Origin of the sequence: Streptomonospora nanhaiensis (assembly GCF_013410565.1) — a bacterium.
Lineage (GTDB): Bacteria > Actinomycetota > Actinomycetes > Streptosporangiales > Streptosporangiaceae > Streptomonospora > Streptomonospora nanhaiensis.
Genome location: NZ_JACCFO010000001.1, coordinates 4,265,229 through 4,289,333 on the forward strand (window position 1 = coordinate 4,265,229; position 24,105 = coordinate 4,289,333).

The 24,105-nt window shown below is 73.7% G+C and carries 16 protein-coding genes and 2 pseudogenes; 15 read left to right on the forward strand and 3 right to left on the reverse strand.

Annotation, left to right across the window (positions count from 1 at the left end):
* Nucleotides 1-48: 48 nt before the first annotated feature.
* Complete coding sequence (locus tag HNR12_RS18890; protein WP_218902890.1) at nucleotides 49-1,404, forward strand: KamA family radical SAM protein; 1,356 nt, start codon at nucleotides 49-51, stop codon at nucleotides 1,402-1,404.
* Nucleotides 1,405-1,432: 28 nt separating this feature from the next.
* Here the strand turns inward: HNR12_RS18890 and HNR12_RS18895 are convergent, their stop codons facing one another.
* Nucleotides 1,433-3,070, reverse strand: coding sequence for a DHA2 family efflux MFS transporter permease subunit (locus HNR12_RS18895; RefSeq protein WP_179768859.1), 1,638 nt, complete (start codon nucleotides 3,068-3,070; stop codon nucleotides 1,433-1,435).
* 319 nt (nucleotides 3,071-3,389) lie between these two features.
* Between HNR12_RS18895 and HNR12_RS18900 the strand changes: the two genes are divergently transcribed.
* The 5 genes from HNR12_RS18900 to HNR12_RS18920 all read left to right on the forward strand — a co-directional run bounded on the left by HNR12_RS18900 (nucleotide 3,390) and on the right by HNR12_RS18920 (nucleotide 8,243).
* Complete coding sequence (locus HNR12_RS18900; RefSeq protein WP_179768860.1) at nucleotides 3,390-3,845, forward strand: hypothetical protein; 456 nt, start codon at nucleotides 3,390-3,392, stop codon at nucleotides 3,843-3,845.
* Nucleotides 3,846-3,990: 145 nt separating this feature from the next.
* Nucleotides 3,991-4,809, forward strand: coding sequence for a hypothetical protein (locus tag HNR12_RS18905; RefSeq protein ID WP_179768861.1), 819 nt, complete (start codon nucleotides 3,991-3,993; stop codon nucleotides 4,807-4,809).
* A gap of 654 nt (nucleotides 4,810-5,463) precedes the next feature.
* Nucleotides 5,464-6,531 (forward strand): ROK family glucokinase, encoded by a 1,068-nt coding sequence (locus HNR12_RS18910; protein ID WP_179768862.1) that lies wholly within the window; start codon nucleotides 5,464-5,466, stop codon nucleotides 6,529-6,531.
* Between the two features lie 163 nt (nucleotides 6,532-6,694).
* Nucleotides 6,695-7,468 carry an SDR family oxidoreductase gene (locus HNR12_RS18915; protein ID WP_179768863.1) on the forward strand — a complete coding sequence of 258 codons (774 nt, stop codon included), beginning with the start codon at nucleotides 6,695-6,697 and terminating at the stop codon, nucleotides 7,466-7,468.
* A 10-nt stretch (nucleotides 7,469-7,478) separates the two neighbouring features.
* Entirely contained in the window at nucleotides 7,479-8,243 is a 765-nt protein-coding gene (locus HNR12_RS18920) for a crotonase/enoyl-CoA hydratase family protein (RefSeq protein WP_179768864.1), read from the forward strand.
* 111 nt (nucleotides 8,244-8,354) lie between these two features.
* Here HNR12_RS18920 and HNR12_RS18925 read toward each other — a convergent pair whose 3' ends face one another.
* Nucleotides 8,355-9,737, reverse strand: coding sequence for an aspartate aminotransferase family protein (locus HNR12_RS18925; protein WP_308118953.1), 1,383 nt, complete (start codon nucleotides 9,735-9,737; stop codon nucleotides 8,355-8,357).
* 13 nt (nucleotides 9,738-9,750) lie between these two features.
* On the opposite strand from HNR12_RS18925, the pseudogene HNR12_RS18930 reads away from it, so the two are divergent.
* From HNR12_RS18930 to HNR12_RS18955, 6 genes and pseudogenes are all read left to right on the forward strand, one after another.
* Nucleotides 9,751-10,242, forward strand: a pseudogene (locus HNR12_RS18930) (ABC transporter permease); the annotation flags it as partial.
* Nucleotides 10,243-10,432: 190 nt separating this feature from the next.
* Nucleotides 10,433-11,800 carry an NAD(P)/FAD-dependent oxidoreductase gene (locus tag HNR12_RS18935; protein WP_308118954.1) on the forward strand — a complete coding sequence of 456 codons (1,368 nt, stop codon included), beginning with the start codon at nucleotides 10,433-10,435 and terminating at the stop codon, nucleotides 11,798-11,800.
* Nucleotides 11,801-11,972: 172 nt separating this feature from the next.
* The gene (locus HNR12_RS18940) at nucleotides 11,973-12,971 is read left to right on the forward strand and encodes an ABC transporter ATP-binding protein (RefSeq protein ID WP_179768866.1); all 999 of its coding nucleotides are present in this window, start codon (nucleotides 11,973-11,975) and stop codon (nucleotides 12,969-12,971) included.
* Between the two features lie 242 nt (nucleotides 12,972-13,213).
* On the forward strand, nucleotides 13,214-14,068 hold the full coding sequence (locus HNR12_RS18945; RefSeq protein ID WP_179768867.1) for an ABC transporter permease: 855 nt from the start codon (nucleotides 13,214-13,216) through the stop codon (nucleotides 14,066-14,068).
* A 427-nt stretch (nucleotides 14,069-14,495) separates the two neighbouring features.
* Nucleotides 14,496-15,830: a sensor histidine kinase gene (locus tag HNR12_RS18950; protein WP_246425127.1), complete on the forward strand. Its 1,335-nt coding sequence runs from the start codon at nucleotides 14,496-14,498 to the stop codon at nucleotides 15,828-15,830.
* Nucleotides 15,827-16,432 (forward strand): response regulator transcription factor, encoded by a 606-nt coding sequence (locus tag HNR12_RS18955; RefSeq protein ID WP_179768868.1) that lies wholly within the window; start codon nucleotides 15,827-15,829, stop codon nucleotides 16,430-16,432. The genes HNR12_RS18950 and HNR12_RS18955 overlap by 4 nt, the downstream gene beginning before the upstream one ends.
* Nucleotides 16,433-16,649: 217 nt before the next feature.
* Here the strand turns inward: HNR12_RS18955 and HNR12_RS18960 are convergent, their stop codons facing one another.
* Nucleotides 16,650-18,839, reverse strand: a complete 2,190-nt coding sequence (locus tag HNR12_RS18960; RefSeq protein WP_179768869.1) for a SpoIIE family protein phosphatase — start codon at nucleotides 18,837-18,839, stop codon at nucleotides 16,650-16,652.
* Between the two features lie 342 nt (nucleotides 18,840-19,181).
* Here HNR12_RS18960 and HNR12_RS18965 point away from each other — a divergent pair, with 342 nt between their 5' ends.
* The 3 genes and pseudogenes from HNR12_RS18965 to HNR12_RS18970 all read left to right on the forward strand — a co-directional run bounded on the left by HNR12_RS18965 (nucleotide 19,182) and on the right by HNR12_RS18970 (nucleotide 24,100).
* Nucleotides 19,182-22,922 (forward strand): HAMP domain-containing protein, encoded by a 3,741-nt coding sequence (locus tag HNR12_RS18965; RefSeq protein WP_394353918.1) that lies wholly within the window; start codon nucleotides 19,182-19,184, stop codon nucleotides 22,920-22,922.
* A 27-nt stretch (nucleotides 22,923-22,949) separates the two neighbouring features.
* A pseudogene (locus HNR12_RS29795) lies at nucleotides 22,950-23,459 on the forward strand (response regulator); the annotation flags it as partial.
* Between the two features lie 2 nt (nucleotides 23,460-23,461).
* Nucleotides 23,462-24,100 (forward strand): response regulator, encoded by a 639-nt coding sequence (locus HNR12_RS18970; RefSeq protein WP_179768870.1) that lies wholly within the window; start codon nucleotides 23,462-23,464, stop codon nucleotides 24,098-24,100.
* The last annotated feature ends 5 nt before the right edge of the window (nucleotides 24,101-24,105 follow it).

Here is a 24,105-nt window from a genome sequence, read left to right on the forward strand (position 1 = left end):
GACACACGCCGGGGCGGGGCCATCCCCCAGGAAAGGAGACGCGTGAGCTTGACGCACGACGCGACGCCGTCGCCGTCCGCCGGCCGCCGGTTCCGGGCCTACACGGCCAAACACCTCGACGAGCTGACGGCGCGCGCCGGGCTCGGCGAGGCGGAGCGCCTCGCGGTGCGGGCCGTCGCCGCGGTTCTGCCGTTCCGGGTGAACAGCTACGTCATCGAGGAACTCATCGACTGGGACGCCGCGCCCGACGATCCCATCTACCGGCTGGTGTTCCCCCAGGCCGACATGCTGCCGCAGACCGACGTGGCGCGCATCGCCGACCTGCTGCGCGCCGGGGCGCCGGCCGGCGAGGTGAACCGGGCGGCCAACGAGATCCGGGCCCGGCTCAACCCGCACCCCGCGGGGCAGATGGATCTCAACGTGCCCACCATCGACAGGCGCGACCCGCTGGAGGGCATGCAGCACAAGTACCACGAAACAGTGCTGTTCTTCCCCAAGCAGGGGCAGACCTGCCACGCCTACTGCACCTACTGCTTCCGGTGGGCGCAGTTCGTCGGCGACGCCGACCTGAAGTTCGCCTCCGGCGAGGTCGACCACCTGGTGGCCTACCTCAAGGAGCACCCCGAGGTCACCAGTGTCCTGCTGACCGGCGGCGATCCGATGATCATGGGCGAGGCGGTGCTGTCCCGCTACGTCGAGCCGCTGCTGGGCGTGGACACCCTGGAGTCCATCCGGATCGGCACCAAGTCGCTGGCCTACTGGCCGCAGCGCTTCACCACCGATCCCGACGCCGACGACACGCTGCGGCTGTTCGAGCGCGTGGTGGACTCCGGCAAGAACCTCGCCTTCATGGCGCACTTCTCCCACCCCCGGGAGATGGCGCCCGAGCTGGTGCAGCGGGCGGTGCGGCGCATCCGGGCCACCGGTGCCGTCATCCGCACCCAGGCACCTTTGATCCGCACCATCAACGACGACGCGGCCACGTGGGAGACCATGTGGCGCACCCACGTGCGCCACGGCATGGTGCCGTACTACATGTTCGTGGAGCGCGACACCGGGCCGCAGGACTACTTCGCCGTTCCGCTGGCCCGCGCCTACGAGATCTACCGCGGCGCCTACAACCGCGTCTCGGGCCTGGCGCGCACCGTGCGCGGCCCGTCGATGTCGGCCACGCCCGGCAAGGTGTGCATCGACGGCGTCGCCGAGATCGCGGGCGAGAAGGTCTTCGTCTGCCACTTCATCCAGGCGCGCGACCCCGAGTTGGTCGGCCGGCCCTTCTTCGCCCGCTACGACGAGAAGGCCGCCTGGCTGTTCGACCTGGAGCCGGCCCTGGGAGCGGAGCGGTTCCCATGGGAGCAGGCCCCGCCCGAGGACGCGGCCCTGCTGGACGCCGCCCACCCCTGACCGGGGGCGGCTCCGGACGGAGGGCGGCTCACTCCGCCGCGCGGGCGCCCGCCCGCGCGGCGGTGCCGGGGCCGCCGCCGGCGCGCCGGCGGGTGTTGCGCACCGCCAGCGCGGTCAGTGCCGTCACGGCCATGGCCGTCACGGGCACCAGCCCGACGACGTGCGCGGTCTCGGTGAAGGCGTCGGCGAACACCGACCGCGCCAGCCGCGCCATCTGGTCGGCCACCTCGGCGGGCACGCCCTCCGGCGGCGCCGGGGCGGCCGCGGCCGCCCCGCCGATCTCCACCCCCTGGTCGGCGGAGCGGGTCAGCCCGCGCACGAACGGCTCGCGCACCGGTTCGGGCAGGCCGCCCGCCGCGTCCCGGGCCCGCGCGCCGATCCGGTCGGCCAGCACCGACTGCAGCAGCGCCCCGGCGACCACGCCGCCCACGACCGAGCCCAGTTGGCGCGCGGTGTTGAGCACCCCGGACCCCGCGCCCGCCATGTCCGGGCGCACGCGGTCCATGGCCAGGGTGTTCATGGGGCCGAACACCGCGCCCACGCCCAGGCCCATCAGCAGCAGCGGGGCCAGGAAGGTGTGCCAGTCGCCCTCGGTGCCCAAGGCGGCCACCACCCAGGCGGAGGAGGCGGCGAAAAGCGCGCATCCGCCGACCAGGAGGTACTTGCCGCCCACCCGGTCGACCAGCCGGCCCACCACCGGCGCGGCCACCATCGACACCGCCGCCTGCGGCACCAGGGTGAGGCCGGCCTCCAGCGCGCTCATGCCCAGCACCGACTGCAGGTGGATCGACACCAGCAGGAAGAACGCGAGCATGGCCACCGACACCAGCGAGGCGGCCAGCGACATCAGCCCGAAGTTGCGGTCGGCGAACAGCGCGAACGGCACGAGGGGGTCGCGGCCCTGGCGGCGGACCTGCTGCACGGCCAGCGCGGCGAACAGCGCGGCGCCCAGGCCCAGCAGCAGCGGGATGCCGATGGGCCCGTAGACCGTGCCCCAGTCGAAGCGCTCGCCCTCGATGAGCGCGAAGGACACCAAAGTCAGCGCGGCCGTGGCCAGCAGCACCCCGGGCAGGTCCAGGGCCGGGCGGCGGCCGGTCGGGGTGTCGGCGGGGATCAGCCGCCAGCCCAGCACCAGCGCCACGGCACCCACCGGCAGGTTGACCAGGAAGATGTAGCGCCAGTCCAGCGCGGTCACCAGCAACCCGCCCAGCGTGGGGCCGGTGATGGTGGCCAGGCCGGCGACCGCGCCCCAGGCGCCCATGGCGGCGCCGCGCCGCTCGGGCGGGAACACCCGCACGATCAGCGCCATGGTCTGGGGCATCAGCACCGCCGCGCCCACGCCCTGCAGCACCCGCGCCGCGATGAGCGTGTAGACGTCGGGGGCCAGCCCGCACAGGCCCGAGGCCACCGTGAACAGCGCCACGCCCACGAGGAACAGCCGCCGCGGGCCGAACAGGTCGCCCAGCCGGCCGGCCGTGATGATCAGCACCGCCAGGACGAGGGTGTAGCCGTTGATCACCCACATGATGTGGTCGAGCGCGGCACCGAGCCGGTGGGTCATGTCGGGGATGGCGATGTTGACGATCGTCAGGTCCAGCAGGGTCATGAAGAAGCCCAGGCACAGCGCGACGAGGATCGCCCAGGGGTTTCCGCTCGGTGCGCTCACGGGGTCTCCTTGTCGGCGGTAGGCGGTTCGAGGGCCGCAGGCAGGCGGTTCGAGGGCCGCAGGCAGGCGGTTCGAGGGTCGGCGGGCGGTGCGGCGGCGGGCGCTGGACAGCCCGGGTCGGTCGGGACGGTCGGCGGCATCCGGGGCACCCGGGTCCAACGGGACGGACCAACCCTAAACGCGGCCTCCGGAACGGGCCGGTCGCGGTCGGGCGAGGCGCGCGTCCGGCGCTCCGGCATGACCTCCCAGGTAATCGCGCCGCAGCGCCTCCGCTGGGAGGCTCGGAGCACGCACCAGCCGCTACCCGCAGGAGGCGGACATGACCCACTCCATCCAGCCCACCCGCTCCACCGGCCCCGCCCCCGCGCCCGCGAGCGGGCCGGCGCGGCTGCTCGGCTCCCTGCCCCTGGCGCTGGGCGCCGACGCCGCCGTGACCGGCGCCAACGCCCTGCTCTACCTCGCGCTCGCCGCCCCGCTCGCCGACCTGCTGGGCGCGCCCCGGCCCTGGCTGCTGGCCGTGGGCGCCTTCCTGGCCTGCTACGCCGCCGTCGTGGCCCTCGTCGCCCGCCGCGCGGCCGGACGCGGCCCCGTGCGCGCCGCCGTGTGGCCGGTGGTGGGCGTCAACCTGCTGTGGACCGCCGCGAGCCTCGCGGTCGCCGCCGGGTCCGTGCTGCCCCTGACCGGAATCGGCCGCGCCTGGACGGTGTTGCAGGCCGTAGCGGTCCTCGGGTTCGCGCTGTGGCAGGTCACGGCCCTGCGCGGGCGCCGCGCCTGAACCGGTCGGCGCTGCCGCCGCGCCGGGGCCGGGCGCCCCGCGCGGCGGCGCGTCGCCGCTGCGCCGGCCGCGAGAACGTACTGTTGGGGAAGGCCATCCCCTGATCTCCCCGGGGATGGCGGCTTTTTCCCACTCAAGGAGTCCGATGGTCGAGTGGTTCGGCAGCAGCGTCGTGGCGACCGGCCGGCTGCCGTTGTTCAGCTTCTTCGTCGCCTTTGTCGCCGGCTTCCTGCTCATCCGCATGAGCGTGCGCCTGATCCGCGCGCGGGTGCGCTGGTGGCCGGGCAACGTGCGGCCCGGCGGGCTGCACATCCACCACGTCGTGTTCGGCGTGGGCTTCATGATGATCGGCGGGGTGGCGGCCCTGCTCATCCCCGACCGCACCGGCGTTCCGATCGCCGTCGCCGCCGCGCTGTTCGGCTTCGGCTCCGCCCTGGTGCTCGACGAGTTCGCGCTCATCCTGCACCTGCGCGACGTCTACTGGACCGAGCAGGGGCGCGCCTCGGTCGACGCCGTGTTCGTCGCCATCGCGCTGACCGGCCTGCTGCTGACCGGGGTCCGCCCGTTCGGCTGGGAGCAGTTCCAGCCCGGCCCGGGCCAGCCGGTCGGGGGGCAAGGTGTGCAGTTCGCCCTGATGGCGCTCAGCCTCGTCAACCTCGCGGGCTCGGTGGTCAGCCTGCTCAAGGGCAAGATCTGGACCGGCCTGATCGGGGTGTTCCTGCCCGCCGTCTCGATCATTGCGGCCGTACGGCTGGCCGTGCCCGGCTCGCCGTGGGCGCGCTGGCGCTATCCGACGGGCTCGGCCAAGTGGCACCAGGCCCTGCGCCGGGACCGCCGCATCCGCCGCCCCCTGATCCGCGCCAAGATCCGGGTCCAGGAGCTGATCGCCGGCCGCCACGACCTCGAACCCCCGGTCGACGCGGCAGCTGCCGTCGACCCCAGGACCCTCACTCGGGCGGGTTAGGCGTGCGGCGAGGGCGGCGAGAAGGCTAAAGCGGCTGGGGCGGCGGTGCTCGGGCGGCGAGCATCGGCCCGCGCGCCGGTGGTGATGTCCCGACGGAGGCGGCGAGGGCGGCGGGTGGCCCGGGTGGGCGGTGGTCGGGCCGCGGGGCGGATGGCCGCGGGTTCGGCGGGATGGCGATGCGGCACGTGGTCTTATGGCCGTCGGTCCCGGCGATCTCTGCCCGGCGAATCCCGGGGCGTTCGCAAACCACTGGGTTCAGGTCGGCTGTCTCACGATGTGGACGCCAGGGCTTTCAAGGGGCGGCCTCTCCGGCGCCGCCGCAACCGACGTTGACAGCGACAAAGTGGGCAAACCGTGAGGAAGTGCGGCGCCAAGCGCAGACGAGATGCGGATTCTGTCCATCCGCCCCCTCAGTCGGGCCATCCGGGGCAGAGGCCGGGCCATGAAGCCCCGTCGTGCCCGTCGCCCGCCCCGGCTGTCTGCTCTGCTTGCCGGTGATCGCGTGCCCGTGCCCGCGCCGCCCTCGGCGCCTCGTCGCCGCCTCGATCGCGTGTCCTGCGGTACGGAAACCGCGTGCCCGCACCACGCGCCACGCCTCGGTGCCCCGTCACCACCCCTCCTGTGCCCGGGTGGTCGCCTAGAGTTGGCGGGGTCATGGTTATCTCCTGGGGCGGCGACCGCCTGTACCAGCGCGGGCTCGCCATCGGCGTCGACATCGGCGGCAGCAAGGTGGCCGCCGGGGTGGTCAACCCGGCCGGGCGGGTGCTGGAGCGGGTGCGCACCGAGACCCCCGACCGCAGCAAAAGCCCCAAGGTCGTCGAGGACACCATCGTGGGCGTGGTCGAGGAGTTGCGCCGCCGCCACCCGGTGCGCGCGGTGGGGATCGGCGCCGCCGGGTTCGTCGACGAGCAGCGCGCCAACGTGCTGTTCGCCCCGCACCTGTCCTGGCGCGAGGAGCCGCTGCGCGACGCCCTGCGCGACCGCCTGGAGTTGCCGGTGGTGGTCGAGAACGACGCCAACGCCGCGGCCTGGGCCGAGGCCCGGGTGGGCGCCGGGCGCGGGGCCTCCGACGTGGTCGTGGTCAACCTGGGCACCGGTATCGGCGGCGCGGTCGTGATCGACGGCGAGCTGTACCGGGGCCGCCACGGGATCGCCGGGGAGTTCGGCCACATGACCGTGGTGCCCGGCGGGCACCGCTGCGAGTGCGGCAACCGGGGCTGCTGGGAGCAGTACGCCAGCGGCAACGCGGTCACCCGCGAGGCCCGCGAGATGGCCGCCGCCGACTCCCCGGTGGCGCGGGCGCTGCTCAGCGCCGTGGCGGGCGATCCCCGGCTGATCACCGGGCCCCTGGTCAGCGAACTGGCCGCCGAGGGCGACCGCGCGTGCGTGGAGCTGATGGAGGAGGCCGGCACCTGGCTGGGCGTGGGCCTGGCCAACCTGGCCGCCGCCTTCGACCCCGAGCTGTTCGTGATCGGCGGCGGGGTGTCGGAGAGCGGGGAACTGCTGCTGGCCCCCGCGCGGCGCGCGTTCCGCCGCTCGCTGACCGGGCGCGGCTACCGCCCCGAGGCCCGCATCGAGGCGGCCGAACTGGGCAACGAGGCCGGGCTGATCGGCGCCGCCGACCTGGCCCGCGACGCGCTGCCGCGCCGGCGGCAGGGCCGCCGCCAGGGCCGGATCGGCCGGCCCGCGCGCCGCCGGCGCCGCCCCGGCGCCCCCGAGTAGCCCCGGCACGGCCGCTGACCGGCCGCCGGCGGCCCCGATCGGCGCCCGCCGCCCCGGGCGCGCACTCCCTCCGCCGGGCCGGTGCCTCCCGTGTGCAGGGCCGGCAGCGATTGACCGAACCTCGTTCTAGTCTGCGGCCCCGCGCGTCTGTAGAGTGCCGCCCATGGAGCTGAATGGAGTTGCCGCCCTCGTCTCCGGCGGCGCAAGCGGGCTGGGTGAAGCCACCGTCAAGGAACTCGCCTCCGCGGGGGCGACCGTCGTGATCGCCGACCTCAACGCCGAGCGCGGGGAGGCCCTGGCCAAGGAGGTCGGCGGGGTCTTCGCCGCCACCGACGTCTCCGACGAGGACCAGGTCGCCGCCGCCGTGGCAAAGGCGGTGGACACCGGCCGCCCGCTGCGCGCGGCGGTGTCGTGCGCCGGTATCGGCTGGGCCACCCGTACCGTCAACCGGGAGGGGCAGCCGCACGATCTCGCCAGCTACCGGAAGGTCATCGACGTCAACCTCATCGGCACGTTCAACGTGCTGCGGCTGGCCGCCGCCGCCATGAACGCCACCGAGCCGGTCAACGCCGACGGCGAGCGCGGCGCGATCGTCAACACCGCCTCGCTGGCCGGCATCGAGGGCCAGATCGGCCAGATCGCCTACTCCTCCTCCAAGGGCGGCATCATCGGCATGACCGTGCCGGCCGCCCGCGACCTCGCCGCCGCGGGCATCCGCGTCAACACCGTCGCGCCGGGCATCCTGGACACCCCCATCTACGGGCAGGGCCCCGAGGCCGAGGAGTTCAAGCAGCGCCTGGCCGCGCCGGTCCCCTTCCCCAAGCGCCTGGGCACCCCCCAGGAGTTCGCCCGGCTGGTGCGGGCGCTGCTGGAGATCAGCTACATCAACGCCGAGGTCGTCCGGATCGACGGCGGCCTGCGGATGCCGCCCAAGTAAGGAGAGCGCGATGAGCGACGAGGTCGACTACACCGCCGAGGACGGCGTAGCGGTCATCACCATCAACCGCCCCAAGGCCAAGAACGCGGTCAACGCCGCCGTGGCGCGCGGGATCGCCGAGGCGCTGGACGACCTGGACTCCCGCTCCGACCTGGTCGTGGGCATCCTGACCGGCGCCGGGCAGACCTTCTGCGCCGGGATGGACCTCAAGGCGTTCATGCAGGGCGAGGTCCCCACGGTCGAGGGGCGCGGGTTCGCCGGATTCGCCCAGCGCCCGCCGCGCAAGCCGCTGATCGCCGCGGTCGAGGGCTACGCCCTGGCCGGGGGGTTCGAGGCGGTGCTGGCCTGCGACCTGGTGGTGGCGGCCGAGGACGCCCGGTTCGGGATCCCCGAGGTCAAGCGCGGCCTGGTGGCGGCCGGCGGCGGGCTGCTGCGGCTGCCCCGCCGCATCCCCCGCAACATCGCCATGGAGTTCGCCCTGACCGGCGACTTCGTGGCCGCCCCGCGCATGGCCGAGCTGGGGCTGGTCAACACCCTCACCCCGCCCGGCGGCGCCCTGGAGGGCGCCCGCGCGCTGGCGGCGCGGGTGGCGGCCAACGCGCCGCTGTCGGTCGCGGTGTCCAAGCGGGTGATCACCGAGTCCGACGCCTGGCCGGCCGAGGAGATGTGGGAGCGCCAGGACGCCGTCACCGGTCCGGTGTTCGTCAGCCACGACGCCATGGAGGGCGCCGCCGCCTTCGCGGAGAAGCGCACTCCCCGGTGGAAGGGCGAGTAGCCGGCCCCGCGCGCGCACGCGGCCGGGTCCGCTCCGCGCTCCGCCCCGGCGCCCGGCCGGCGCGGGCGCGGGGCGGGCCCGGCACGGACGGGCCGGTGGTGCCGTGCGGGGTCACACGCGTCGGCCGGCCTCCGACAGCACGGCGCGCAGGATCGCCTCCATCTCCTCGAAGTGCTCCGGCCCGCAGATCAGCGGCGGCGACAGTTGGACGACGGGGTCTCCGCGGTCGTCGGCGCGGCAGATGAGCCCGGCGTCGTAGAGGGCGGGCGAGACGAACCCGCGCAGCAGGCGCGCCGCCTCGTCGTCGGAGAAGGTCTCGCGGGTCTCGCGGTCCTTCACCAGTTCGATGCCGTAGAAGTAGCCGTCGCCGCGCACGTCGCCGACGATGGGGAGGTCGTAGAGCTTCTCCAGGGTGGCGCGGAAGACCGGCGCGTTGCGCCGCACGTTCTCCAGCAGCCCCTCGGACTCGATGACGTCGAGGTTGGCCAGCGCCGCCGCCGCGGCCACGGGGTGGCCGCCGAACGTGATGCCGTGGGAGAACATGCTGCCGGGCTCGCGGAAGGGCGCCATCAGGTGCTCGCGTGCGATCACCCCGCCCATGGGCACGTAGCCGGACGTGACGCCCTTGGCGAAGGTGATCATGTCGGGCAGGTAGTCGTAGCGCTGGGCGCCGAAGTACTCGCCGAGGCGGCCGAAGGCGCAGATGACCTCGTCGGAGACCATCAGCACGCCGTGGCGGTCGCAGATCTCGCGCACCCGCCGCAGGTAGCCGGGCGGCGGCGGGAAGCAGCCGCCGGAGTTCTGCACGGGCTCGACGTAGACGGCGGCGACGGTCTCGGGGCCGTTCTGCACGATGGCCTGCTCGATCTGGTCGGCCGCCCAGGCGCCGAACGCCTCGGGGTCGTCGCGGTGCACCGGCGCGCGGTAGAGGTTGGTGTTGGGCGCCTGGATCGTGCTGGGGACCAGCGGCTCGAACGCCGACTTCAGCGCCTGCACGCCGGTGATCGACAGCGCGCCCATGGTGGTGCCGTGGTAGGCGACGGCGCGGCTGACGACCTTGTGCCGGGTGGGCTGGCCCACGGCCTTGAAGTACTGGCGGGCGAGCTTCCAGGCGGTCTCCACGGCCTCGGAGCCGCCGGTGGTGAAGAAGACGCGGTCGAGGTCGCCGGGAGCCAGGGCGGCGAGCCGGTCGGCCAGCCGCACCGCGGCCGGGTGGGCGTAGGTCCAGATGGGGAAGTAGGCGAGGGTGCGGGCCTGCTCGGCAATGGCCCCGGCGATCTCGGCGCGCCCGTGCCCGACCTGGGAGACGAACAGCCCGGCCAGGCCGTCGAGCCGGCGCCGGCCCCGGGTGTCGTAGACGTAGGGGCCCTCCCCCCGGGTGATGACCGGGATCTCGGAGTCGGCGTAGGCCGAGCCGTCGGTGAAGTGCATCCACAGGTGGTCGCGCGCCGCCTGCTGGAGGTCGGCGCCGGGGTCGTTCAGCCGGTCTGTCACGTGGTTCCCCCGCGCGGCCACCGACCTGGTGATGTTCTCCGCGATCTCGGCGCCGGAGGTGGTGCTGGGCGCGGCGCTGCTGTCGATGTTCCTGACGATGAACGTCGCGGCCGGCTACCTCACCGTCCTGCTGGCGCACGTGATGTTCTCGGTGTCGTTCGTGGCCATCACCGTGCGGGCGCGGGTGCTGACCATGGACGCGAGCGTCGAGGAGGCGGCGCGCGACCTGGGTGCGGGCCCGGTGGCGACGTTCCGCCTGGTGACGCTGCCGCTGCTGCTGCCCGCCATCACGGCCGGAGGACTGATCGCGTTCGCGCTGTCGGTCGACGACTTCATCATCACCTCGTTCGTGAGCGGCAGCACCCAGACCTTCCCGCTGTGGATCTGGGGCGCCACGCGTGTCGGTATCCCGCCGCAGGTCAACGTGATGGGCACGCTGATCTTCGCGGTGGGGGTGCTGCTGGCGGTGGGCAACGTGCTGCTGGCCCGGCGCCGCACCCGCTGAGGCCGCCGGCCCGAGCATCCGCGAACCCCAGACGAACGGAGCCGAACGCGCCATGTCCGCAGACCCGTCCGCCCGGCCCCCGTCCGCCCCGCACGCCTCATCCCGGAACGCGTCCGCACGGCGCCGGTCCGCGCGGCGGTCCGCGGCGGCCGACCGCGCCGCCGACGCCCTCGCCCCGGCCCGTCCCGCCGTGTTCTGGCTGGACCCCGAGGTGCCCGGCCACCGGCCGCCGCCGCCCGCGCCCGCCCTGTCCGGCCGGGTGCGCGCCGACCTCGCGGTGGTCGGCGGCGGCTACGGCGGCCTGTGGACCGCGCTGATCGCCAAGGAGCGCGACCCCGAGCGCGACGTCGTGCTGGTGGAGGCGCGCGCGAGCGGGTGGGCGGCCTCCGGGCGCAACGGCGGGTTCTGCGCCGCCAGCCTCACCCACGGCCACGCCAACGGGGCCGAGCGCTGGCCCGACGAGATCGCCGAGCTGGAGCGGCTGGGCCACGCCAACCTCGCCGGTATCGCCGAGGCGGTGCGGCGCCACGGGATCGACTGCGAGTTCGAGCCCACCGGCGAACTCGTGGTCGCCACCGAGCCCTGGCAGCTCGACGGGCTCGCCGAGGAGGCGGCGGCCCTGCGGGCGCTGGGCCGGGCGGTGCGCACGCTGACCGCCGAGGAGGCGCGCGCCGAGGTCGCCTCGCCCACCTACCTCGGCGGCCTGCTCGACCCCGACGGCGTGGCCATGCTGCACCCCGCCAAGCTCGCCTGGGGCCTGCGCGCCGCCTGCGAGCGGCTGGGGGTGCGGTTCTACGAGCACAGCCCGGTCCGCGCCATCAGCGCCGAGGCGGGCGGGCTGCGCCTGGAGACCCGGGGCGGGTCGGTGACGGCGCGCCGGACGGCCTGGTGCGGCGGCGCGTTCCCCGGCCCGCTGCGCCGGCTGCGGCACTACGTGGCGCCCGTCTACGACTACGCCCTGACGACCGAGCCGCTGTCCGCCGAGCAGGCCGCCGCCGTGGGGTGGCGCGGGCGCCAGGGGCTCAGCGACGCGGGCAACCGGTTCCACTACTACCGGCTCACCGCGGACAACCGGATCCTGTGGGGCGGCTACGACGCGGTATACCACTACGGCGGGCGGGTGCGGCCGGAGTACGACCGGCGGCCCGCCACGTTCCGGCGGCTGGCCGAGCACTTCCTCACCACGTTCCCGCAGCTGGAGGGGATCTCCTTCAGCCACGCGTGGGGCGGGGTGATCGACACGTGCAGCCGGTTCTGCGCGTTCTTCGGCACCGCCTACGGCGGTCGGCTGGCCTACGCCGCCGGATACACGGGGCTGGGCGTGGGCGCCACCCGGTTCGGCGCCGAGGTCCTGCTGGACCGGCTGGCCGGTGCCGGCACCGAGCGCACCCGCCTGGCGATGGTGCGCGGCCGGCCGGTGCCGTTCCCGCCCGAGCCGCTGCGCTACGCCGGGATCGAGCTGACCCGGCGGTCCATGGCGGCGGCCGACCGCGACGGCGGCCGGCGCAACCTGTGGCTGCGGGCGCTGGACGCGGCGGGGATGGGGTTCGACAGCTGAGCGGGGTCCGGCCCGCGGCCCGGGGGAGCGGAGGAGAGGGGGCGGAGGCAGCGGGTCCGGGCGGGCCCCGACCGGTATGACAGGTGTCATGTCGCGGACGGGGTGATACGCACCCCGCTCCGGTGACATCGGGATCTGCCGCGCGCCGGGCCCCTCGGCCAGGATCGGGTACATGAGCACAGGGCAACGGCCGAGCGCCGGACCGGACGGCGGCGAGAACGCGATCACCGTGCGCGACCTGCGGCAGAGCTACGGCGACTTCGAGGCGGTCAAGGGGGTCTCCTTCGAGGTCGCCCGAGGCGAGCTGTTCGCGCTGCTGGGCACCAACGGGGCGGGCAAGACCACCACCATCGAGACCGTCGAGGGCTTCCGGCGCCCCACCGGCGGCAGCGTCCGGGTGTTCGGGCTCGACCCCTACGGACAGCCGGCGGCGCTGCGCGAACGCGTCGACGCCGTGCTCCAGCACAGCGGCTCGTTCCCCGAGCTGACCGTCGCCGAGACCGTCGACCTCTCCCGCGACCTCGCCGCCGACCCCATGGGCCGCGACGAGGTGCTCGCCCTCACCGGCCTCACCGACAAGGCCGGGGTGCAGGTCCGCCAGCTCTCCGGCGGCCAGCGCCGCCGGCTCGACCTCGGCCTGGCCGTGCTGTCGCGGCCCGAGGCGCTGTTCCTCGACGAGCCCACCACCGGCATGGACCCCGAGGCGCGCCGCGCCACCTGGGCCACCGTCGGCGACCTGGTCCGGCAGGGGATGGCGATCGTGCTCACCACGCACTACCTGGAGGAGGCGGAGCGCCTGGCCGACCGGCTCGCCATCATGCACCGGGGCGAGATCAGGGTCGAAGGCACGCCGCGCGACGTGGTGGTGCGGTGGGGCGACCGGATCGGCTTCCTGCTGCCGCCCGACGTCCGGTCCGAGGACCTGCCCGCGCTGCCCGGCGCCACGGGGGCCGTCGAGATGCGCGGGGGCCAGGCGTGGGCCGCCTACACCGTGCACGGCGAGGACGCCGACGGCCGCGCCTACCGCGCGATGGCCGAACTGCTGGCCTGGGCGCGGGAGCGCGGCGTCACCCTGCGTCGGCTGGAGCTGCGCGGCGCCTCGCTGGAGGACGTGTTCCTCAGCGTCGCCGAGGGCGCGGCCGACGCCGTGGCGGGCGGCACCCGCGCCTGACCGGGGCGGGGCGCCGTGGCGCCGGTCTCCCGGGCGCCCGGTCCGCGGCCGCCCGGCCGCACGCCTCTTGCGGCCACCGCCCCGGCCGGGGCCGCACCCGGCCCCGGCCGGGGCCGCGCCTCCCGCACGCACCCGCAGCCGGTGCACGTGCCCGCATCCGCGCCGCGCGCCCCCCTCCCCACACGGCACACCCCACTCCACACCCGACTCCACACACCGACCCCAGCAAAGGACCCCCTGCCATGACCGCCACCGAAACCGCGGCAGCGGCCGCCACCCGCCCGGCGGCGCGCCGGCCCGTCGGGGTGGCGCGGCAGACGCTGCGCCTGACCCGCACCGAGTTCACGCTCATCTACCGGTACCGCACGGCCCTGTTCTTCGTGCTGTTCCCCCTGGTCTTCGTCGCGCTGGCGGCCGCGGGCCAGGGGCCGTCGCTGCTGGAGGGCGTGTCGGCGGCCGAGTTCTCGGTCGCCGGAACCCCCGCCGCCATCGCGATGATGATCGGGATCATGCACGTCTCCAACGCCTACGCGGCCCGGCGCGAGCAGTTGATCCTCAAGCGCTACCGCGCCAGCGGCGTCTCGCCCTACGCCATGTTCGGCGCGACGACGCTGTCGGTCGTCGCGGTCACCGCCGCGCTGACCCTGGTCGCCGGCGCGGTGATGGCCGGGATGTACGGAACCCTGCCCGCCGATCCGGTGCTGGTGGCGGCGGGCGTGCTGCTGACGGCGGTGACCATGTCGCTGCTGGGCGCGGCCATGACGCGGCTGGCGGCCAACGCCGAGAGCGCGCAGATGCTGAGCATGGTGCCGTTCCTGGGCCTCTACGCCTCCGGCGGGCTGATGATCCCGCTCGACGTCTTCCCGGAGGGGGTTGCCACGGTGGGGCGGCTGCTGCCGATGGCCCCGGCCGTCGACCTCGTGCGGGCGGGCTACTTCGGCCGCGACCTCTTCGGCGGTGTCGACGGCGCCGAGGCCGCCACGGGCCTCAACCTGTGGGCCGCCGCCCTGCCCGCGCTGGGCGTGTGCGCGGTGTGGGTGGGGATCGCGGTCTTTTCGCTGCGCTACTTCCGCTGGGACCCCCGCCAGCCGAAGTAGGCGTTGGAGAACCCGCCGGAGGAGCAGGGCGCGCGTCCTCCGGCGGCGCGGGCGCGGAGGCCGTCTCGGGCCGCCGCGCCCGCACCCGCGTGGGGACCGCGCGGGTGCGGCGGCGGGCCGGTGGGCGGCGGGCCGGCCAAAGCCGGACGGGGCGTGGCCGGGGGCTGTGGACAACGAGATCGCGGGCAGGGGCGCCGCACTAGGCTTGGCGCCAGGCGTGGTGGGCGGGTGTCCGGGCGGGCTGAACGGCGCGGGCGGGGGGCGGACCTCGAACAGTCCGACCGTGAAGAAGGCCGAAGAGGGTGCGGAGCGCGAAGGGACGGAGGGCGGACGCATGGCCGGAGCGGCCACGGGCGAACAGCGGCGGGGCCGACCCCGCGACGGCCTCCAGCGGAGGCTGAACACGGCGCGGCGTGCCGTGCTCGCGATGTCCCTGACCACGCCCACGTTCTCCGTGCTCACCGCCATGGCGGCGGTGCCCAACATGGGCTTCGGCGTGGATGCCGTGGAGACCTTCGCCAGCCGCGCGCCGGGCGCGCTCGCCCCGGCGCTCGCGGGCGTGGGCGTGCTGTTCTCCCTGGTCCAGGGCTACTTCTCGATGCGGGTGATCCGCACCCGCATCGACCGGCCCGCCACCACGCTGGACCGCGACGTCGTCCTGTCCTACCTCGCGCTGGTGGTCAGCATGGCCCTGCTGGGCCCCAACCCCTACGCGCTGGCCAGCTCCCAGTTCTGGGGCGCGAGTGTGTGCATCACCGGCACCCGGCGGCGCAAGGCGCTCTACGCCGTGCTGATGCTGCTCGCCTCGATCGTCCCGCTGGTGATCGCGCTGCGCGGCGAGCCGCTGATCGTGCCGGTGTTCGTCACCCTGTACTCGGTGGTCGTCTACCTGATCGTCTGGGGCGTCATGCTCGCCAGCAACGCCGCGATCATCGTGCTGTGGGACATCGTCACCGAGGCCCACGCGGCCCGCGACGCCCAGGCCCGGCTCGCCGTCTCGGAGGAGCGGCTGCGCTTCTCCCGCGACATGCACGACCTTCTGGGGCACAGCCTGTCGGCGCTCGCCGTCAAGAGCGAACTCGCCGCCCGGCTGGCCGAGCGCGATCCCCAGCGCGCCGCGAGCGAGATGACGGCCGTGCAGCACCTGGCGCGCGACGCCCTGCGCGAGGTCCGGGCGGCGGTGAGCGGCTACCGCGAGGTCGACCTGGCCGCCGAGGCCGCGAGCGTGCAGGCGGTGCTGACCGCCGCCGGTGTCCGCTGCACGGTCACCGGGGCCGACCTCGACCTCCCCTCGGCGCAGCGCGCCGTGGCCTCGTGGGTGGTGCGCGAGGGCACCACGAACGTGCTCCGGCACAGCTCCGCCCGGTCCTGCTCGGTGGTGCTGCGTCGCGGCGCCGACACCCTGGTGGTCGAGGTCCACAACGACGGCGTGCCCAACGGCGCGAACCAGGGCGCGAACCGCGGTCAGGGCGGGAGCGCGCCGGAGTACGGAAACGGCCTGTCCGGGCTGACCGAGCGGGTCGCGGCGGCCGGCGGGGCGCTCACGGCCACCCACACCGGGGGCGGCGGGTTCCTGCTCCGGGCGGTGCTGCCGCTGCCCGCGTCCCGGGCGCCGAGCACGGGAGCGGTAGAGGACGGCACCGGCGGGGGCGAGGGCGACCGCCCCCGCGGCGGAACCGACGGCCGAGTGGGCCGGCCGGGCCATCGGGGGCCCGGTACCGGCGGAGACGACAGAGGGGGCAGAGAGGACGTGACCGCGTGATCCGCATCGTGCTCGCCGACGACGAGCACCTGGTGCGCGGGGCCATCGCCGCGCTGCTGGGGTTGGAAGAGGACCTGGAGGTCGTCGCCGAGGTCGGCCGAGGCGACGCGGTGGTCGACGCGGTCGTGGGCAAGGACGCCGACATCGCCGTGCTCGACATCGAGATGCCGGGCGGCAGCGGCCTGGAGGTCGCGGGCGACCTTCGCAAGGCCGCCCCCGGGTGCGGGGTCCTCATCCTCACCAGCTTCGGCCGCCCCGGCTACCTGCGCCGCGCCCTTGCGGCGGGCGCGCGCGGTTTCCTCGCCAAGGACGCGCCTGTGGACCAGTTGGCCGGAGCCATCCGCAAGGTCCACGCGGGCGGCCGCTACATCGACACCGAACTCGCCGCCACCGCTATGGCGGCGGGCGAGAACCCCCTGACGGCCCGCGAGGCCGAGGTCCTCCGCGCGGCGTCGGAGGGCAAGGCGGTGGGCACCATCGCCCGCACCCTCCACCTGTCGGAGGGAACCGTGCGCAACTACCTGTCCAGCGCCATCACCAAGACGGGCGCCGACAACCGCATGTCCGCCATCCGCACCGCCCAGGAGATGGGCTGGCTGTAGCCGGTACTGGCGTCGGCGCCCCGTTGCAGCATCGGCCGTGCGCCGCCGAACCGGTGGGTGCGGGCCGAACCCCCTGGTTGCCGCCGCCGCCCCGTCGCCACCCCAGCAGTCCGCTCACAGGCCCGGTGCCCGCCCGCCGGATGGACCCGGATGGACGCGGGGACCCGCTAAGGGACCCTTGACAGGAATGGACGTGGGGACTCTCCAAAGGAACCCTCTACAGGAAGCGCAGCACCAGCATCGCCGTGTCGTCCGTGTGGCCGCCCGGGGCGAACTCCTCCAGGTCGCGGTCGATGCGGACGATGACCGCCTGGGCCGTCAGGCCCGAGCAGTTGGCGAAGATGCGGGTCAGGCCCTCGTCGCCGAGCATCTCCGTGCCGCTGCGTCGCTCGGTCACGCCGTCGGTCACGGCCAGGAGCACGTCGCCCGAGTGCACCTCGATGGTCTCGGTGAAGAAGTCCACGTCCTCGAAGGCGCCCAGCAGCGGCTGGGAGGTGCCCAGGGAGTCGACCTCGCCCTTCTGGTTCAGGCGCAGGGGGAGCGGGTGGCCCGCCGACACCATGCGGATGCGCATGCCGCCCTCGTCGCCGCCCAGCGGCGTCATCTCGCCGTAGAGCATGGTCAGGAACCGGGTGCTGGTGTTCTCGTCCAGGATGGCCTTGTTCAGCCGGTCCATGATGTGCGCGGGCGAGAACCCCTCGCGCGCCAGCGCGCGCAGGGTGTGGCGGGCCAGGCCGGTGACGGCGGCGGCCGCCGGGCCGGTGCCGCAGACGTCGCCGATGGCGAAGCACCAGCGGCCGTCCGTGGCGAACATGTCGTAGAAGTCGCCGCCGACCACCGTGCGCTCGTCGGCCGAGCGGTAGAACACCGCGTGGTCGACGCCGGGGATGTCGGGCTCCTTCTCCTTGGCCGGAAGCAGGCTGCGCTGCAGCGCCTCGCTCATGGAGGTCTGCCCCGCGTACAGCCGCGCGTTCTCCATGGCCGAGGACACCCGCTGGGCGAGGTCGTCGACCACGTCCACGTCGTCGCGGGTGAAGTCGGCGCCGGCGTCCTTGCCCAGGGTCATCCGCCCCAGGGTCTGCCCGTGCGCCACCAGCGGCACGCTGATCCCCGGCCCCTCGGCCAGCTCCAGCAGCAGTTCGTCGTCCATCCCGGCCAGCGACAGCATGTCGCGGTTCCACAGTGGCCGGGGCTCGCGCTGCTCGGGCGGCGGCAGCTCCGTCAGCAGGGTGCGCAGGACGTCGTTGTAGTTCTCGTTGCGGTGCATCACGTGCATCAGCCGCGAGGTGCCCAGGTCGCTGATGGAGTGCACCGCGCACCAGCTGCCCAGCCGCGACGCCACGAGCTGCGCCGCCAGTGCGGCGGTCATCTGCTCGTTCAGCGTTCCGGTGAGCAGGTCGCTGGCCTCGGCCAGGAAGCTCAGGCTCGCCCGCCGCGCCAGCTCCACCTCGGCCAGACGGGCGCGCTCGATGGGCAGGGCGATCCGGTCGGCGCCGTCCTGCAGCCGCTGCGCCGCGGTGTCGCCGAAGTGCCGGATGCGCCGCGAGGCGACCCCGATCAGCCCGGTGATGCGCCCGTCGACGATGAGCGGCGCGGTGACCAGCGAGCGCATGCCCGCCCGCGCCAGCTTGCCCCGGTGCGCGCGGGCGATCATCAGGTCGTCGTTGATGACCGCGCCCGGCGCCGGCGCCACCGACGGGAAGGTCTCCTCGGTGCGGCTGCGGAACGGCCGCCAGGGCCCGGACGACAGCCCGGTGGCCGCGCGCATGTCCCACTGGGTCTCGTCGGTGGTGGCCAGCGCGATGTAGGCGGCGTCACCGCCCAGCGCCGAGCGGGCGTACTCCACCGTGCGGTCCAGCAGGTCGGGCAGCGCCAGCCGCGCCGACAGCGCGGCGTCCAGCGCCGCCCACGGACTGGGTCTGGGCGGGCGGCGGCGCTGCGGGCGCACCGGCAGCGGCGGCGCCAGGGCCGGGCCGTCGGCCTCCGTCGGCGCGTCCTCCTGCATGCGGAACCAGACGGCCTTGTCGTCCTTGCTGTAGCTGACGCCCCAGCTGGTGGCGAGCGCCGCCGCCAGCGCCAGGCCCAGGCCGCCGCTGCGCCCGGGGTCGGCGGAGGGCGAGGTGTCCACGGCCAGCGGGCCGGCCTGCGGCACGGCGCGCTCGGGCACGCGGTCGGCCACGACCACCTCGACGGCCGAGGGGAGGCGCCGGACCACCAGCTCCAGCACGCTCTCGGCGTGCACCACCGCGTTGGTGACGAGTTCGCTGACCAGCAGGATGATGTCGTCGGCGGAGCGTTCGGCGCCCCAGGACGCCAGGGTCTCGCGGACGAACTCGCGGGCTTCGCCCGCGGTCTCGGGTGTGGGGGAGAACTCGCGGCGGGCTGTCTTCAGCGTTTCAGGTGGCATCGTGCGGCCGTACGGTTTCCTCGGCGTAGTCCCCCGCGATTGCCCCGGTGCCGGCGGCGGCGCGGCCCGAGCGGCGCGCCTCGGGTGGGGTGGTAACGGGAAAGGGTGACGAAGTCATGATGTCAGAACGTTCATCCATAGCGCGGGCAGGCCGCATAACCTGAAGCATCGCGTCCATCTCGGCCGATGTCTGGTGGGGCCTCCACGCATCACGGTACGGTGCGTCGACGGCCGCCCGCCACGACGATACTGCCAGGCGGGAACCGCCGCCCGTGCGTGCGGCACCCGGCAGCCCCCGCCCGAGATGCCGCGCTGAGCCGTAGAGGCCAAGAGGAGGGGACGATGCCCGAGGCCACCCAGGCACCGGACAAGCAGGAGGCGCAGCTCGACGAGCTGCTGCGCGCGCTCTACAGCATGCGGGACGGCGACTTCAGTGTACGGCTGCACCCGCGGGGCGAGGGCAGGGCCGCCGAGGTCGCCTCGGTCTTCAACGAGGTCCTGGACCACTGCGAACAGCTCAGCAGCGAACTCCAGCGCGTGGGCGGCGTGGTCAGCAGCGAGGGCCGCCTCAACGAGCGCATCGCGGTGAGCCCCGCGCGCGGCGCCTGGGGCAAGAGCGTGCGCGCGCTCAACCAGCTGCTGGACGAGGTGAGCCAGCCGGTCACCTCGGTCGCCCAGATCCTGGAGGGGGTCGCCAACGGCGACCTGTCCCAGCGGGTCGACCTCACCAGCCGGCACGGCTCGCTGCACGGCGACCTGCTGCGCCTGGCCACCTCGGTCAACCGCATGACCGACCAGATGACCGGCTTCACCAACGAGGTCACACGCGTGGCCCGCGAGGTGGGCACCGAGGGCAAGCTCGGCGGCAGCGCGAAGGTCGAGGGGATCTCGGGCGCCTGGCGCGACGTCACCGAGGCGGTCAACCAGATGGCCTCGCGGCTGACCGCCCAGGTTCGCGACATCTCCGACGTCACCACGGCCGTGGCGCGCGGCGACCTCGGCCGCAAGGTCACCGTGGACGTCCAGGGCGAGATGCTCCAGCTCAAGGACACCGTCAACGGCATGGTCGACCAGCTCGACTCCTTCGCCGACGAGGTCACGCGGGTGGCCCGCGAGGTGGGCACCGAGGGCAAGCTGGGCGGCCGGGCCAACGTCAAGGGCGTGTCGGGCATCTGGAAGAACCTGACCGACAACGTCAACTCCATGGCCGACAACCTCACCAACCAGGTGCGCGACATCTCGCAGGTGACCACGGCCGTGGCGCGCGGCGACCTCGGCCGCAAGGTCACCGTGGACGTCCAGGGCGAGATGCTCCAGCTCAAGAACACGGTCAACACCATGGTCGACCAGCTGGAGTCCTTCGCCGACGAGGTCACGCGGGTGGCCCGCGAGGTCGGTACCGAGGGCAAGCTGGGCGGCCGGGCCAACGTCAAGGGCGTGTCGGGCATCTGGAAGGACCTCACCGACAACGTCAACTCGATGGCCAACAGCCTGACCTACCAGGTCCGCAACATCTCCCAGGTCACCACCGCGGTCGCCAAGGGCGACCTCTCCAAGAAGATCACGGTCGACGCCCAGGGCGAGATGCTGGAGCTGAAGGACACCGTCAACACGATGGTGGACCAGCTGGAGTCCTTCGCCAGCGAGGTCACCCGCATGGCGCGCGAGGTGGGCACCGAGGGCACGCTCGGCGGCCAGGCCCACGTGCGCGGCGTCTCGGGCGTGTGGAAGGACCTGACCGACAACGTCAACTCCATGGCGAACAACCTGACCCACCAGGTGCGCCAGATCTCGACCGTCACGACGGCCGTGGCCCGCGGCGACCTCTCCAAGAAGGTCACCGTCAACGCCAAGGGCGAGATCCTGGAGCTCAAGGACACCATCAACGTGATGGTCGACCAGCTCTCGGCGTTCGCCGACGAGGTCACCCGCATGGCGCGCGAGGTCGGTACCGAGGGCAAGCTGGGCGGGCGCGCCGACGTCAAGGGCGTGTCGGGCATCTGGAAGGACCTCACCGACAACGTCAACTCGATGTCGCAGAACCTCACCACGCAGGTGCGCAACATCTCCCAGGTGACCTCGGCGGTGGCCAACGGCGACCTGTCGAAGAAGATCACGGTCGACGCCCAGGGGGAGATCCTGGAGCTGAAGGACACCGTGAACACCATGGTGGACCAGCTCTCGGCCTTCGCCACGGAGGTCACCCGGGTGGCGCGCGAGGTCGGCAGCGAGGGCCAGCTCGGCGGCCAGGCCAAGGTCGAGGGCGTGTCGGGCACCTGGAAGCAGCTCACCGACAGCGTGAACGAGCTGGCCGGCAACCTCACCACCCAGGTGCGCGCCATCGGCGAGGTCGCCAGCGCGGTCACCCGCGGCGACCTCACCCGCAACATCCAGGTCGACGCCCGCGGCGAGATGCAGCAGCTCAAGGACAACATCAACCTGATGGTGAGCAACCTGCGCGAGACCACCGCCGCGCAGCGCGACGAGGACTGGCTCAAGAGCAACCTCGCCCGGATCTCCGGCCGCATCCAGGGCCACCGCGACCTCAACGAGCTGGCGCGCCTGATCATGACCGAGGTCACGCCCCAGGTCGAGGCCCAGCACGGCGCCTGCTACCTGCTGGAGGACCAGGACGATGCGGAGAACTTCCTGCTCTACGGCAGCTTCGGCTACCAGCCCGACGAGCAGCGGCGCCGCGTGCGCGCCGGCACCGGCCTGGTCGGCGAGGTCATCGCCCAGAAGCGCGAGATGATCATCCACGACGTGCCCAGCGGCTACGTGCGGGTGGGCTCGGGCCTGGGCGAGGCCGAGCCGCTGACCATCGTGATCCTGCCCATCCTGTCGGAGGGCCGGGTGCTGGGCGTGGTGGAGCTGGGCTCCTACAGCCGCTTCCGCGAGGTGCACCTGGAGTTCCTGCGCCAGTTCGTGGCGCAGTTGGGCACCACGGTCAACACCATCCTGGCCAACTCCAAGACCGAGTACCTGCTGGTGCAGTCGCGCCAGCTCACCAACGCGCTGCAGGAGCGCTCCAACGAGCTGCAGCGCCAGCAGGAGGAGCTGCGCCGCAAGAACGCCGAGCTGCACAGCAAGGCGGGCCAGCTGGCCAGCCAGAACCGCGCCATCGAGCTGCAGAACCGGCAGATCGAGCGGGCGCGGCGCTCGCTGGAGGACCGCGCCCACCAGCTCCAGGTCTCCTCCAAGTACAAGTCGGAGTTCCTGGCCAACATGTCGCACGAGCTGCGCACGCCGCTCAACAGCCTGCTGATCCTGGCGCGGCTGCTGGCCGACAACAGCGAGCAGAACCTCACCTCCAAGCAGGTGGAGTTCGCCCAGACCATCCACAAGGCGGGCAACGACCTGCTGCAGCTCATCGACGAGATCCTCGACCTCGCCAAGGTCGAGGCCGGGCGCGCCGAGGTCCAGCCCTCCGACGTCTCCATCAGCCAGCTGGTCGACTACGTCGAGGCCACGTTCCGGCCGATGACCGCCGAGCGCGGGCTGGCGTTCGGGGTCGAGGTCTCGCCCGACATCCCCAGCCACCTGTGGACCGACGAGCAGCGCCTCCAGCAGATCCTGCGCAACCTGCTGTCCAACGCCGTGAAGTTCACCCCCGCCGGCGAGGTCCGGCTGCTGATCGAGCCCGCGTGGGCGCTGGAGGACGCCGACCTCGACATGTTCGGCGAGAACGAGGAGATCATCGCGTTCTCGGTGGCCGACACCGGTATCGGCATCCCCGACGACAAGTTCCAGGTCATCTTCGAGGCGTTCCACCAGGGCGACGGCGGGACCAGCCGCCGTTTCGGCGGCACCGGGCTGGGGCTGTCCATCAGCCAGAACTTCGCGCGGCTGCTGGGCGGCGAGATCCGGGTGCAGAGCGTCCACGGCGAGGGCAGCACGTTCACCCTGCTGCTGCCGGTGCGGGTGCCCGAGGGCACCGCCCGGCGCATGGAGGAGCAGCCCGCCCCCGTGGGGCTGGCCGAGGAGCGCTCCGACATCGAGCCGCTGACCGAGGTCTCCGCCGAGATCACCGACGGCGAGTCCGACCTCGCCCCGCTGGAGGAGCCCGCCGCCCCGGCGGCCTAGCAGCCCGAGCCCGAGGCCGCGCAGGAGCCCGCCGTGCCGGTGCTGGCCCAGCCCGCGGAGGGCGCGGGGGCCGGCGCCGAGGAGTCGGCCGAGGCCGCCGACGACCCCGCGCGCGACGCCGCGCTGGCCGGCCGCGAGGTGCTGATCGTCGACGACGACATCCGCAACGTCTTCGCGCTGACCAGCGCGCTGGAGGCGCACGGGCTGAAGGTGCACTACGCCGACAACGGCCACGCCGGCATCGAGAAGCTGGAGGCCAACGAGAACGTCGAGCTGGTGCTGATGGACATCATGATGCCGGAGCTCGACGGCAACGCCACCACCCGCGCCATCCGCGAGATGCCGCAGTTCGCCGACCTGCCGATCATCTCGCTGACCGCCAAGGCCATGCAGGGCGACCGGGAGCGCAGCCTCAAGGCGGGCGCCTCCGACTACGTGACCAAGCCGGTCAACCTCGACCACCTGCTCAACGTCATCCGCAGGTGGTTGGATGGTGGCGGTTCCCCGCAGAGCACGGACAAGGAGCAGGAGCAGTAGACGTGCCGCAGAAGGCCAACATCCTCCTCGTGGACGACCGCGACGAGAACCTCACGGCCCTGGAGGCGATCCTGACCTCCCTGGACCAGAACCTGGTGCGCGCCAACTCGGGCGAGGCGGCCCTGAAGGCGCTGCTGGAGGACGAGTTCGCGGTCATCCTGCTCGACGTCGTGATGCCGGGGATGGACGGTTTCGAGACCGCCTCCCACATCAAGCAGCGCGAGAAGACCAAGGACGTGCCGATCATCTTCCTCACCGGCGTGGGGATCGACCGGCACCGGGTCTTCCGGGGCTACGCCGCGCGGGCCATCGACTACCTCACCAAGCCGTTCGACCCGTGGGTGCTGCGGTCCAAGGTCGAGGTGTTCGTGGAGCTGCACCATGTCAAGCAGCGGCTGCGCACCCAGTCGCTGATGCTGCAGCGCGACCTCGCCGCCGAGACCGGGGAGTCCGCCGCCCCGGTGGTGGCGCAGCTCTCGCGGCGGGTGGCCGACCTCAACTCCAGCCTGGAGACCCTGCGGGAGCGGATCGTCGCCGACGAGCTGGACTCCGACCCCCGCACGGTCGAGGCCGTCCGCGACCTCGACCGCTCGCTGGCCCAGCTCACCACGCTCGTGGACGCCCTGCGCGGCCCGGAGTAGCCGCG

Bases quoted from the DNA above. Each gene is read 5' to 3' on its own strand.
- HNR12_RS18940 (WP_179768866.1), top strand. From the start codon at position 11,973: ATGAGCACAGGGCAACGGCCGAGCGCCGGACCGGACGGCGGCGAGAAC.
- HNR12_RS18950 (WP_246425127.1), top strand. From the start codon at position 14,496: ATGTCCCTGACCACGCCCACGTTCTCCGTGCTCACCGCCATGGCGGCG.
- HNR12_RS18960 (WP_179768869.1), bottom strand. From the start codon at position 18,839: ATGCCACCTGAAACGCTGAAGACAGCCCGCCGCGAGTTCTCCCCCACA.
- HNR12_RS18945 (WP_179768867.1), top strand. From the start codon at position 13,214: ATGACCGCCACCGAAACCGCGGCAGCGGCCGCCACCCGCCCGGCGGCG.
- HNR12_RS18900 (WP_179768860.1), top strand. From the start codon at position 3,390: ATGACCCACTCCATCCAGCCCACCCGCTCCACCGGCCCCGCCCCCGCG.
- HNR12_RS18920 (WP_179768864.1), top strand. From the start codon at position 7,479: ATGAGCGACGAGGTCGACTACACCGCCGAGGACGGCGTAGCGGTCATC.
- HNR12_RS18965 (WP_394353918.1), top strand. From the start codon at position 19,182: ATGCCCGAGGCCACCCAGGCACCGGACAAGCAGGAGGCGCAGCTCGAC.
- HNR12_RS18905 (WP_179768861.1), top strand. From the start codon at position 3,991: ATGGTCGAGTGGTTCGGCAGCAGCGTCGTGGCGACCGGCCGGCTGCCG.
- HNR12_RS18910 (WP_179768862.1), top strand. From the start codon at position 5,464: ATGGTTATCTCCTGGGGCGGCGACCGCCTGTACCAGCGCGGGCTCGCC.
- HNR12_RS18915 (WP_179768863.1), top strand. From the start codon at position 6,695: ATGGAGCTGAATGGAGTTGCCGCCCTCGTCTCCGGCGGCGCAAGCGGG.